This window comes from Kitasatospora sp. NPDC127060, assembly GCF_042724935.1.
In the GTDB taxonomy this organism is placed as follows: Bacteria; Actinomycetota; Actinomycetes; order Streptomycetales; family Streptomycetaceae; genus Kitasatospora.
In genome coordinates this window covers 22,657-35,051 of sequence record NZ_JBHXEG010000042.1, presented here as the reverse complement: position 1 = coordinate 35,051, position 12,395 = coordinate 22,657, and the positions used below count along the sequence as shown (strand labels likewise).

Sequence of the window (12,395 nt, the reverse complement as noted above, 5' to 3'; positions counted from 1 at the left end):
GTAGGACAGCGGTCCTCGGCGGAGCACGTCGATCCGGACCCCCGTGGTGGGATCGGCGAAGGACTGACCGGGCTGGTACGCGGCCGTGTCGGGGACGGTCCGGCCCGTCAGCGGGTGGCACCCGGGTCGCCGCTGACCACCTGGACGGGACCGTGGCCGGTCTGGGTGGAGGTGTCCACCCTGTGGATCAGCACGCGCGGGCGGCGCTCCCCGCGGTGAGCGGCGTGGAGCGGCCGGTGCCGGTCACTCGACCTCGTAGAAGCCGTCCCCGTCCAGGTAGCGCGCCGTCAGGATGTCGTGCAGCACGGTGCTCTCCGTCTCGTGCACCAGGTAGACGCGCATCGGGTACGTCCAGTCGTCCACCGACCGGTGGATCCGGCCGCCGGGGCGGACGGTCAGGAGGAGGTCGTGGAAGCTGTCGAGGGCTTGCAGCCGCGCCAGCTTCGGGTAGTCGCGCAGGATGCCGGAGACCGGCGAGACCATGTTCACCAGCCCGGCGTGCCGGGGCAGTTCGTAGCCGCTCTCCCAGCGGGCCAGGAACCGATCCGGGTCCACGTACGCGTCGACGGTCCAGTCCAGCTGACTCTCGCCGATCGCGGCCTTCACCGGGACGTGGAGGTCGGCGCCGCAGGCCCGGGCGGCCGTCTCGATCAGGCGCGGCCCGTACGGGGTGAGTTTGAGTTCGGTGTGCGCGGGACCGTCGAGCACGCCCAGGGCGTCGAGGACCCGGCAGGTGTACGCGGCCAGCGCGTCCTGGTCGGCGCCGTGCCGGGGCAGCAGTGCGGCGCTGGCCCCCAGGTCGCGGACCCCGTTGGCGCTGATGTGGTGCATCTGCCAGATGTCGGTGACGTGGTGCCGGCCGCCCAGGCTCACGGTGTTCACGATGTACTCACCGCCGACGAGATACTCCTGGGCGAGCACCTCGCGGTTGCGGGCACCCAGGGCACTGTCGGCGCCGATCAGCGCCTCGAAGGCCGCGCGGACCTGCCCGGCGTCGTCGCAGAAGTGGATGCCGTCGTTGCCCGCGCTGCGGACCGGCTTCAGCACCACGCGGCCGCCGGCCTTGGCGTACCAGTCGAGCAGGGTGTCGAGGTCGGTGGCCAGGATCTGTTCGACGGCGGGGACCCCGGCCGCGCGCACGGTCTCCATCATCCGGAACTTGTCCCGGCGGGCGCTGCTCAGTTCCGTCCCGTTGGTCCGTAGCCCCAGGGCTTCGCTCAGGACGTCGGCCAGTTCGACGCCGCTCTCGATCCCCGGCAGCACGCACCCCGGCGCGAGCCGGGCGACGGCCTCGGCCGTGCGCGCGGCATCCCCGTCGTGCACCACCTCGGCGACGAAGTCGTCCGGCCGGAAGCTGCGCTCGTACGCGGGGTTGGTGGTGGCGGCGCTGCGGATGTGGACGCAGTCGAAGCCCCGCTCCCGGAAGATCGGGGCGAGGCAACGGCCGCTGGAGTAGGCGTCGACGATAGCGACGACGCGGCGGGCGGGCGGCTGGGCGGTCATGCGGACCTCATTGTCGTCAGGGATGTCGGGACGGCGTTCCGTACGGCACTCGGGGCACGCTCGGGGCGGCGCCCGTGCGGCGTCAGGGCAGTGCGAGGCCGGTGTGGTGGGCGAGGAACGCGAGGGTGTCGGCGGCCAGCGCGGCCACCCGGGTGGTCGACCGGCCCCGGTGCCCCACCTCGGACTCGCTGCGCAGCAGGACCGGCGCCGTCCCGCTGGTGGCGTGCTGGAGCGCGGCGCACATCTTCCGCGCGTGCATCGGGTCGACCCGCGCGTCGTTCTCGGAGACGGTGAACAGGACGGCCGGGTACGACTCCCCCTCCCGCACGTGGTGGTACGGGGAGTAGCCCAGGAGCCAGTCGAGTTCCTCGGGGTCGTCCGCGGATCCGTACTCGCCGGCCCACAGGTGCCCGAGCCCGAAGTGCTCGTACCGGACCATGTCCAGCAGCGGTGCCTCGCAGACCACGGCCCCGAAGAGGGCGGGCCGCTGGGTGAGTGCGGCGCCGACGAGCAGGCCGCCGTTGGAGCCGCCATGGATCCCGAGCCGGGCCGGGGTGGTCCAGCCGCCGTCGACCAGGGCCCGCGCGGCGGCGTGGAAGTCGTCGAACACCTGCTGCTTGTGCTCGCGCATCCCCGCCCGGTGCCAGTCCTCGCCCTCCTCGCCGCCGCCGCGCACATGGGCCACCGCGTAGACGCCGCCGGCCTCGACCCAGGCCAGGACCGACGGGTCGTAGGCGGGGACCAGGGAGGAGCCGAACCCGCCGTAGCCGAAGAGGATCGTCGGCCGCGGCCCGTTGCGGTCGGGCGGCTCGACCACCAGCATGCGGACCGTCGTGCCGTCGGTGGAGCGGTAGGAGACCTGCGAGCTCCGTACCTCCGGGACCCGCACCAGGCCGGGGGCGGCCGCCCAGACGCCGGTAGTGCCGGAGCGCGCGTCGTAGCGCAGGATCGACCCCGGCGACGTGCTGTCGGTGTAGGAGAACCAGGCCTCGTGGCCGCCCTCCGGCCGTTCGTGGAGGCCCCCGATCGCCCCGACGCCCGGCGTCGGCACGGTGCCGAGGCGCTCGCCGGTCTCCAGGTCGTGGACCGTCACCTCGTTGACGGCGTGCCGGGTCCAGCACACCAGCAGGCGCGGCCGGTCCAGTTCGGGGCCGTCCAGGATGGCGAAGTCGGTCAGCACCGCCTCCGGGTCCTCCGGCACAAGGTCGCGCCAGGACGCGTAGGAGAGGTCGGCGGGGGTGGCGACGCAGAGCCGCGAGCGCGGCGCGTCCCGGTCGGTGAACAGGTAGGCCCGGCCGTCGCGCCACACGTACAGGCCGGTGTCGGCGTCCTCCCCCACCTGGACGGGGCGGAACACCGGCTGCTGCGGCGTACCGGCGGAGAGGTCACCGAGCCAGAGGTCGCTGCGGTTCTCGGTGCCCCGGGACGCACCGAGGCTCAGCCAGCGTCCGTCCTGGCTGACCAGGATGCCGTAGTCGGTGCCGTCGGGGAGGCCCTCCCCGAACACCAGGACGTCCTCCCGCTCGGGATCGGTGCCGACCCGGTGCAGGTAGACCCGGCGTCCGCGAGCCGGCGCGACGGCGGTCGGTCCCTCCTCGTCGGCCGCCGGTCGCTCCTCGTCGGCGGCGGGCAGCTCGCGGACGTAGTAGTAGGCGGCGCCGCCGGGGAGCCAGGCGACGGCCGAGTGGCGGGTGCGCGGGATGGGGCCTTCCAGCAGGGCACCGGTGGCGACGTCCAGCACATGGAGGTGGGACTCCTCGTTGCCGCCCCGGGAGACCTTGTAGGCGAGCCGCCGCCCTTCGTGGTCCGGCTGCCAGGCATCCAGGGTGGTGCCCCCGGAGGGGTCCAGCCGCAGTGGGTCGAGGAGCACGCGCTCCTCCCCGGTGGGCTCCACGGTGAGCAGCACGGCACGCTCCTGGTCCGGCAGACGGCGGGTGAAGAACTGCCGCCGGCCCCGCCAGACGGGGGCGCCCACCGCGCCGGTCCCCAGCAGTCCGGCGATCCGCCCGCGCAGACCGACCCGGCCGGGCAGCTCGCCGAGGACGCGGTCGCACAGCTCGCGCTGCGCGGCGGCCCAGCGCCGGGTCTCCTCACTCCGAGGGTCCTCCAGCCACCGGTAGGGGTCCTCGACCACTCTCCCGTGCAGCTTCTGCGCCTCGGAACTCCGGTGTGCGGGCGGGTAGTCGAAGGTCACTGTCCGGCTCCTCGGCGGGTGGCTGCTCGACGGGTGGGGCCTCGGCGGGTGGCTGCTCGACGGATCGGGCCTCGGCGGGTGGCTGCTCGACGGATCGGGCCTCGGCGGGTGGCTGCTCGACGGATCGGGCCTCGGCGGGCGGCTGCTTCGGCGGCAGACGCTCGGCGAGGGTGTGGAACCCGCCGCCGAAGAAGACCAGGGGCGCCCGCCGCTGCCCGTACCGGTCCGGCTCGGTGCAGGAGGGGACGTCGGTGAAGGAGAGGACCTCGGCCAGGACGATCGAGTGGTCTCCGGCCGGGACGACCGTCCGCACCGCGCATTCGAGCCACGCGGTACCGGCCTCCAGCAGCGGGGCGCCGGTCTCCTTGCCCGGTCTCCAGGGGTGCCCGTCGAACTGGGCCTCGCCCGACGGCCGGTCGCGCTTGGCGAAGTGCACCGCGGTGTCCCGCTGCCCGGCCGAGAGCACGGTGATCCCCAGCGGGGCCTTCTCGGCGATCAACGCGTCCAGGCGCGAGCCGCGCTCGACGCAGACCAGGACGAGCGCCGGGTCGAGCGAGACGGTGACGAAGGAGTTGACCGTGGTGGCGTGCGGGATCCCGTCGTGGACCGTCGACGCAACCGTCACGCCGGTGGCGAAGGCCCGCCCCGCCTGCCGCACCAGCGGTGCGGCCGACGCCGGGTCGGGCCCGGACGCCCCGTACGCCGCCGCAGGGGTCTCGCGGTCCTCCGGGGCCCCGAGCGCGTCGGGCGCGTCGGGCGCGTCCGGGGCCCCGGGCGCCCGGTCCCCGTGGCGGCGCAGTGCGGCGGCGCCCACCAGGGCCGAGGCCAGCGCGGAGGCCGCGGCCACCAGCAGCAGGACGGTGAAGGAGCGCCGCACCGAGCCGGCGCCCGTGCCGAAGCCGGTGACCGCCATGAACAGCAGGATGCTCACCGTCACGCCGGCGAAGGTCCCGAGGGTGAAGAGCCCGGACACCCGGCCCGCCACCGCGACCGGCTCGTTCTCCAGGATCCGCGACTGGAAGAGCACCGCGAAGACCTGACCGGCCGCCAGCATGACGGAGCTGGCGGGGACCGCGACCCAGGCATTGGTCACGAAGGTCATGCAGGCCAGCGACCCGGCCACGACCAGGGCGGCGAGCACGCCGGGGCGCAGCCCCCGCTGCTTGCGCAGCCGCCCGGCGAGGGTGGCGCCGATGACCGCCCCGGTGCCGTTGGCGAGGTTGATCACGCTCAGCCAGGTGGCGCCGCCGCCGAGGAAGTCCCGGGCGACCACGTTCGGGTAGACGTTGATGAGCCCCGCGCCGGCGTTCAGCGCGAAGACGCTGACCAGCAGCAGCCTGCTGTTCCCGGTCAGCCGCGGCCTGCCGGAGCCGGCCGCGGCGGAACCGCGCCGGGCGCTCGTCACCGCGGGCGCCGGCATCAGCCGCAGGAGCAGCAGCCCGGAGACGACGAAGGTGGCGATGTCCAGCGAGGTCAGCGTGGGCAGGTCGCTGACCTGGAGCATCAGGGGCGCGGCGGCGGTGCCCAGGATGAACATCGACCAGTCGATCCTGGACAGCGACGCCAGTGCCGCGGGCAGCCGGTCGTCCGGCAGGACCCGCCGCAGGTAGGCGGTCTGCGAGGCGGTGAAGAACGGGGTCAGCAGGCTGAGGAACGCCATCACGCCGATGGTGGCCGCCGAGGTGAACCCGGCGCCGGCCGACACCACCACGAGCAGCACCGCGAGCACCGCGGCGCGCAGCGCGTCCAGCCCGATCAGCGTGCGCCGGGTGTCCCGACGGTCGGCCAGCGGGGCCAGCAGCCGGGAACCGAACAGGATCGGCAGGTACACCAGCACGATCGCCGTGGTGAGCACCGCGTTGGAACCGTGGTTCTGGTTGTAGGCGTAGTACACGACCCCGGTGCGGAACAGCCAGTTGCCGAACTGGCTGACCGCGTAGGCCGACAGCAGCGCACGGAGGGAACGGCGTTCGGACGGTTCGCTGCGCTCAGCGGGTGGCACGGTGGTGCTCCTTGTCGATGCCGGCGGTGCACGCACCCGTAAGCCGCGCGCTGATCAGACGGGGTCGGTCGGGGTCAGACAGGGTCAGACAGGGTCAGACGGAAGCCGATCGGATCCGATGGAAGCCGAGGGAAGCCGATGCGATCCGATGGGTTCCTGGGATCCGATGGGCTCCCGGCAGAGGTGCCGGAGCTGCGCTAATCCGCCGCGCCGGCCGAGGCTTTGGCGAGCCGGGCGTGCAGGTCGTCCAGATCGGTGGCGTCGGCGCCGCGCTCGGCGGCGAGTTCGACGTCCGCGCGGGCCCCTGCCGGGTCGCCGAGTTCGAGGCGCAGCACGGCTCGGTTGTAGGCGTAGTCCGGGTCGTCGGAGAGTTGGACCGCGCGGTCGAGGCAGGCCAGCGACTCCTGCGGGCGGCCGCTCGCGTGCAGGACGTGGGCGAGGTTGTTCCAGGCCTCGGTGAGCTTGGGGTTGCGGGCCACCGCGGTCCGCAGGCTCTCCTCCGCCTCGTCCGCGCGCCCGAGTTCGGACTGGGCCAGGCCGCGGTTGCTCCACGCCTGGGCGTTCTTCGGGTCGTGGTAGACGGCGGCGTCCAGGCTGACGAGTGCTTCGGCGGGGTTGCCCCGCTTGAGGTGGAGCACCCCGAGCCCCAGGTGCGCCCGCGCCTCCCCGGGCTTGAGTTCCACCACGCGCCGGAAGTCGCGTTCCGCGCTGTCCGAGTCCCCCCGCTGGACGTGCAGCCGGGCCCGGTTGAGGTGGGCCTCGTAGTACGGCGGGCACAGGGCGATGGCCCGCTCGTAGTACTCCAGCGCCTCGTCGAACCGGCCGGTGCGCTGCAGCATGTTGGCCAGGTCGTTGGCGTACTCCCCGTAGTTCGGGTCGAGGCCGATGGTCCGCTGGTAGACCTCGTAGGCCTTCGGGAAGTCCTTGACCATTTCGTGGATCTGCGCGGTGTTGTAGACGAGGATCGACTGGTGCAGCGCGTACTTCTCGTCGCCGTAGATCTTCTGCATCCGGTCCATGCCCTCGGTGCAGAGCGCGAGCGCCTCGTCCATTCGTCCCTGCCGGGCGCGGATGTAGGCCAGGGCGTTCTCCGCGAAGACCTTGATGTACTCGAATTTGGGGTGGTCCTGGAATTCGGTGCCGAGCTTCTCCAGATTGAGCAGGGCGAAGCGTTCGGCGGTGTCGAGGTCGGGCGGCGACTGGTAGCGGCCGTGTGCCATGCTCTGTGAATAGAGCACGGTGGGTGTGTAGAGGCTCTGCGGGAAGTGCTGGTAGAAGGCGTCCAGATACGGAATGGAGACGTGCGCCAGTCCGAGCGAGTACAGCACGAAGGACATCCGCAGGTAGACCAGGTTGTGGGTCTGCCCGCCGCCGGGGAGGGTGCGCAGCTGGGGGTCCGCCCAGAAGCGCGAGAAGAGGTCGAACCAGGTGTCGTAGAGGCCGATCTCCTGGAGCGAGATCGACAGCGGGGCGAGCGCCACCATCCGGTCGGCGGCGTCGCGCAGGCCGAGGTGGTGGACGGGGTGGAGGACCTCCTCCGGCTCTCCGGCGAGTCCGGCGAGCACCTCCCGGTGGACCCTCTCCCTGGTGCCGCCGTCGTACGTCTCGTAGTTGCGCAGCACGATCGGGTCGTCGTCCGCGCAGTGCGCCCGGACGTACCGCTCCAGCAGCTCGTACCTGGGCCGCTCGCCGAGCAGGCTCAGGTAGAGGTCGAGGTGGGTCTCGAAGGTCAGGTAGTCCGGCAGCGAGACCTTGGCGTCGAGGCACCGCAGCAGCGCCGAGAGCCGGGCCGGCCTGCCCTGCGACAGCCGCCACAGGTGGTCGAACTGCTTGGCGGCCAGGGCCCCGTAGCCCCAGGCCTCGATGAGTTCCCGGGCCTCGTCCTTGGAGAGCGGCGGCAGTACGGCCTGTGCGGCATGCTCGACGAGGCCGATGTCCGGTTCGCCGTTGACCAGCAGGACGATCCGCAGCCGGCGGCAGAGCGTGCGGCGGCGGGCGACGATGTCGAGGAACCGCATCACCGTGGGAGAGAGCCGCTCGGCGTTGTCGATGACCAGGGTGTGCGGCTGCCCGTCCCGGGCGAGGAAGCCATCCAGGAACTCGTACACGCCGTTGAGCAGCTTGTCCTGGTACTCGTGGAAGTAGAACCTGGTCCGCTCGTCGCGGTCGGCCACGCCGGTGAGGTCCTTCGGCATCCGGTAGGCCGGGGACTCGCGGTGCGGGAAGAGCCGCTTCAGCGACTGCTCGGCGGCCGCGACCAGTTCGGGGGCCTCGGCTTCCGCGACGGCGATCGCCCGGTCCAGCAGGGGCTGCAGCCCGGCCAGGTACCCGTGGCTCAGTTTGTCGCCGTTGCCCTCCACCGCGGTACCGGCGGCGCGCCCGTTCGCCCCGGATTCCAGCCAGGCGCGCACCGTGTCGGCCTTTCCGCTGCCGTCGGGCGCGGTGACCAGGAGGAACAACGGGCCGTCCGGGTCCGCGGAATCCAGTCGCCTGTCCGCCGTGTCCAGCTCACCGAAGAAAGCGGCGCGCACCCGCGAATGAAGAGCAGTCATACTGGATTCTCCCGGTCTCCCGAATCGTCGCGTCCGTGGTAGTGGGAGGCCCCGTGAAGGACCTCCCACCGAATTCGCCTTAACCGGCGACGTACGGCGTGGTGGTGCGCACGGTGTCCTGCTTCTCCGCGACCTTGACCTTCATCCTTGTCACCTCCTCACCCTGTCGTGGGCACCCGGGCGATGGCATCGGGCGCCCACAGCGTGCAACTGGAGACATGATCATGTCAAGGCATTCATTCGATTATTGACGCCTTTTCCCGGAACTCCGATAGCGATCGAACAATCTCCGCCGGCCTTCTGCGCGCCCGCGGTGATACGGGCGATGTTCACGCGACGGAAGGGGCTCGTGGTGGAGATGCCGCGGTCGGCAATCCGAAGCCGGTACGGGCCCGCCGTCGGGGCGACGGCCGCCTCGCCTCACGCCGCCGGGCCCCGGTGCCGCCACCGCACCGGGTCGAGGGCCGCCGCCGTACCCGGAGCGGTCGACGCCGGGGCCCGGTACCCGGCGCTGCCGAGCACCAGCATCTCGCCGTCTCCCGGCTGGAACTCGTACGCCACCCGTTCCACCCGGCTGCCGATGCCGACGCCCGCCAGCTCCTCCCGCAGCCGCTCCAGCCCCCGGTACCGCTCCCCGGTGTCGTACACCATGACCGGGAAGAGCCGGACCTCCCGCCGGGCCACCCGGGCGAGTTCCAGCAGCGCGGCCCGCACCGCCTCCCTGCCGAGCCGGTTGCCGTACGAGAAGACCAGGTGCGAGCTGAGCACCAGGTCGAAGGAGTCGTCGGGGAAGGGGAGTTCGGGCAGCGCCCCGGCGGCGTAGCGCTCCGGGCGGGCGGCGATGTCGGCCCGGAACAGCCGGGCGTTGGCGGTCCACTGCCGGATCATGTCGTCCGCGTCGGCGTACCAGGACCGGGACCAGCCGGTGGTCTCCCGGACCAGGAGGTCCCGCTTGAAGCTGGTCTCCCGTTCGACCAGCAGGCCCAACTCCTCGCGGTGCACGGCGTATTCGCGGTCGACGGCGACGGCGTCGATGCCCTGCCGGCCGGCTTCCGCGACGAAGCTCGCCGCGCCGCCCGGGCAGTCCAGGACCCGCTGGGCGAGGTCGCGGTCGGTGAGCGCGAACATCGCCCGGTACTCCGCGAAGGAGCGGGCACTGACCAGCACGGTTCAACCCCTTCCGACGAACGGCATGGTGGTCGGCAGCACCACCAGGGACTGGATGGTGGTGTCCGGCGGCTGCGAGGCCATCAGCAGCAGCGCGTCGGTGAAGCGCTCGACCGGGATGGTCGCCTCCACCGCCATCGAACCGTCGGCCTGCATCGCGGCGGGCTGCGGCCCGCCGTCCGTCGGGGTGACGTTGCCGACGTCGATCTGCCCGCAGGAGATGCCGTACGGGCGGCCGTCCAGGGCGAGTACCTTGGTGAGGCCGAGGACGGCGTGCTTGGCCGCCGTGTAGGCCAGGGAATTGGGGCGCGGCACGTGGGCCGAGGGTGCGCCGTTGTTGATGATCCGGCCGCCCTGCGGGCTCTGGGCGCTCATCAGCCGGAAGGCCTCCCGGGCGCACAGGAAGCTGCCGGTCACGATGGTGTCCAGGACGCGGTTCCAGTCCTGGAAGGGCGTGTCGGTGATGGGCCGGCGCGGGGCGGCGGCGCCCGCGTTGTTGAACAGCAGGTCGAGCCGGCCGTAGCGGTCGCGGACGGCGTCGAACAACCGGGCGACCTCCTCGGGGCTGCGGATGTCGGTCGGCACCGCGAGCACGCGTTCCGGGTCGACGGCCGCGAGCGTGGCGGTCTCCTCCAGCGCGTCCTTGCGGCGCCCGGCGAGCACCACCGTCCAGCCGGCGCCGAGCAGGGCGAGCGAGGAGGCCCGGCCGAGGCCGCTGCCGCCGCCGGTGACCAGCGCCACCTTCGGGTTCACGGCGTCCACGTCTCCCCCTCGTTGAGCCAGATCCGCAGCATCCGCCGGGCGTACCGGCCGGGTTCGTCCAGGTACGCCGAACGCCCGTGCAGCACCCGGCTGTTGCGGATGATCAGCAGGTCCCCGGCGGCCATCGGCAGGCCGAAGGCGATCTCCGGCCGGTAGAGCACCTCGTCCAGCACGCCGAGCGCCTCCCACTGACGGTCGGTCAACTCCGGTCCGCCACGGTCGGGCGAGGAGCGGACGGTGCGGGTCTGGTAGTAGCAGCCGATCGTGCCGTCCTTCCGGGGGTACAGGATCGGGGTGACGACCAGCTGCGGGCCGGCCCGGCCGGTGCGGTCGAAGGTCCAGTCCTCGCCGAGGGTGACCAGGGCGTCCGGCCGCTCCCGGCCGATCAGGTCGTGGACGTGCCGGGCGCTCGCCAGCTTGGTCAATCCTCCGCCACGGTAGGCGGGTTGGAGGCAGAGCAGGATCAGCAGGTCGCAGGTGTCGCAGTGGAAGCCGAGTTCGGTGTTGCCGTCGCCGTCCTGGTCGCGAAGCACGGAGGTGAGGTCGCCGCGCCCGTTCTGCGGGACGATCCGGCCGTAGTCCCGGAGCAGGAAGGCGAGCGCCTCGGTGATCTCCTGCTCGGGCCGGTCCGGGTCGACCACGTTGGCGAGGTGGGTGAGCCCGACCGAGTCGACGCTCTCCCGGACGAAGGCCCGCAGCCGCTCGCGCACCGGCTCGGCGGCACCCCAGCGTCCGGCCCGGGCGTCGGCCCACAGCAGGTCCCGTTCGTCGTCGCCCAGCGGCAACGACCACATCTGCCGCCTCGCCTCCAACTCCAGGCTGTTCCAGCCGATTTCGGTCACAGTGTGCTCGTTCACTACGCCTCCTCGGGCCGGGCCCCGGCCGCGACGGCCTTGGACCAGAGTGCCAGTGCCTCGTCGGTCTGCGCGGCCGTGACGACCAGCGCGGGGATCATCCGGACCACGTTGAGGTGGATCCCGCAGAGCAGGAGCAGCAGTCCGAGGTCGGCGGCGGCCTGCTGGACGCGCAGGGCGGCCGCCGGATCGGGCGAGCCGTCCGGCCGGCAGAACTCGCTGGCCGCCATCAGCCCGAGGCCCCGGACGTCGCCGATGCCGGGCGCCCCGGCGGCGACCGCCCGCAGGCCGTCCAGCAGCCGGACGCCCTGTTCGGCCGCGTTCTCCACCAGCCGTTCCTCGCGCAGCACGTCCAGGGTGGCCAGCGCGGCGGCGCAGGCCAGCGGGTTCCCGCCGTAGGTGCCGCCCTGGGAGCCGGGCCAGGCGCGCCGCATCAGGTCGGTCGGCGCGGCGAGCGCGGACAGCGGCAGGCCGCTGGCCAGGCCCTTGGCGGTGATCAGGACGTCGGGCCGGAAGTCCTCCTCGTGCGGGCGGGCGGGCTCGTGCTGGTGGGCCCAGAACCGGCCGGTACGGCCGAAGCCGCTCTGCACCTCGTCCACGACCAGCAGGAAGCCGTGCCGGTCGGCGCGCTCGCGCAGTCCGGCGAGGAACCCGGCCGGGGCGGGGACGTAGCCGCCCTCGCCGAGCACCGGTTCGACGAACAGGGCCGCCGTCTCGGCGGGCGCGGAGACGGTGGCCAGCACCTCGTCCAGCCCGCGCAGGGCGTGCGCCACCGCCTCCTGCTCGGACAGGCCCAGCGAGAGCCGCAGCCGGAAGGCGGCCGGGAACGGCGCCACCGCGACCCCGGGCACCAGCGGGCCGATGCCCGCCCGGTAGCGGATCCCGGCGGTGCTGAGCGAGGCCGCGCCCATGGTGCGGCCGTGGAAGGAGCCTTCGAACACGATCACGTTCGGCCGCCCGGTGGCGTGCCGGACCAGCCGCAGCGCCGCCTCCACCGCCTCGGTGCCGGCGGTGGCGTAGCACACCGAGTCCAGGCCTGGCGGCAGCACCTCACCCAACCGTTCGGTGAGGGTGAGCAGTTGGTCGTGCAGCACGGTGGTGTACTGGCCGTGCAGCAGCCGGCCGGCCTGTTCGCGGACGGCCTCGACCACCCGGGGGTGGCAGTGGCCGGTACTGGTCACCCCCACGCCGGAGGTGAAGTCGAGGTAGCGGCGGCCGTCGGCGTCGTAGAGGTGGAGGCCTTCGCCGCGCACGGCGACGACGGGGGTGGCCTGCTTCAGTACGGGGGAGAGCTGGGACAACGGAGTCTGCCTTCTCTCGGAGCCTGTCGGATCGGAGCCTGTCGGATCGGAGCCTGTCGG

8 protein-coding genes are annotated in these 12,395 nt (G+C 72.8%); all 8 read right to left on the bottom strand.

Features of this window, described 5'->3' with window-relative positions; genetic code table 11:
* Positions 1-243: 243 nt before the first annotated feature.
* The 8 genes from ACFWIS_RS22755 to ACFWIS_RS22720 all read right to left on the bottom strand — a co-directional run bounded on the left by ACFWIS_RS22755 (position 244) and on the right by ACFWIS_RS22720 (position 12,335).
* Positions 244-1,503: an ATP-grasp domain-containing protein gene (locus ACFWIS_RS22755; RefSeq protein WP_380456659.1), complete on the bottom strand. Its 1,260-nt coding sequence runs from the start codon at positions 1,501-1,503 to the stop codon at positions 244-246.
* 82 nt (positions 1,504-1,585) lie between these two features.
* On the bottom strand, positions 1,586-3,697 hold the full coding sequence (locus ACFWIS_RS22750) for a prolyl oligopeptidase family protein (protein WP_380456661.1): 2,112 nt from the start codon (positions 3,695-3,697) through the stop codon (positions 1,586-1,588).
* A complete protein-coding gene (locus ACFWIS_RS22745) occupies positions 3,594-5,699 on the bottom strand; it encodes an MFS transporter (RefSeq protein WP_380456663.1) in 2,106 nt (701 codons plus the stop codon). The genes ACFWIS_RS22750 and ACFWIS_RS22745 overlap by 104 nt, the downstream gene beginning before the upstream one ends.
* A gap of 197 nt (positions 5,700-5,896) precedes the next feature.
* Positions 5,897-8,251 carry a tetratricopeptide repeat protein gene (locus ACFWIS_RS22740; protein WP_380456665.1) on the bottom strand — a complete coding sequence of 785 codons (2,355 nt, stop codon included), beginning with the start codon at positions 8,249-8,251 and terminating at the stop codon, positions 5,897-5,899.
* A gap of 420 nt (positions 8,252-8,671) precedes the next feature.
* Positions 8,672-9,418, bottom strand: a complete 747-nt coding sequence (locus ACFWIS_RS22735) for a methyltransferase domain-containing protein (RefSeq protein WP_380456667.1) — start codon at positions 9,416-9,418, stop codon at positions 8,672-8,674.
* Positions 9,419-9,421: 3 nt separating this feature from the next.
* A complete protein-coding gene (locus ACFWIS_RS22730) occupies positions 9,422-10,180 on the bottom strand; it encodes an SDR family oxidoreductase (protein ID WP_380456669.1) in 759 nt (252 codons plus the stop codon).
* Positions 10,168-11,037, bottom strand: coding sequence for a TauD/TfdA family dioxygenase (locus tag ACFWIS_RS22725; RefSeq protein WP_380456671.1), 870 nt, complete (start codon positions 11,035-11,037; stop codon positions 10,168-10,170). Before ACFWIS_RS22725 ends, ACFWIS_RS22730 begins: the two co-directional genes overlap by 13 nt.
* The gene (locus tag ACFWIS_RS22720) at positions 11,037-12,335 is read right to left on the bottom strand and encodes an aspartate aminotransferase family protein (RefSeq protein WP_380456673.1); all 1,299 of its coding nucleotides are present in this window, start codon (positions 12,333-12,335) and stop codon (positions 11,037-11,039) included. Before ACFWIS_RS22720 ends, ACFWIS_RS22725 begins: the two co-directional genes overlap by 1 nt.
* Positions 12,336-12,395 lie beyond the last annotated feature (60 nt).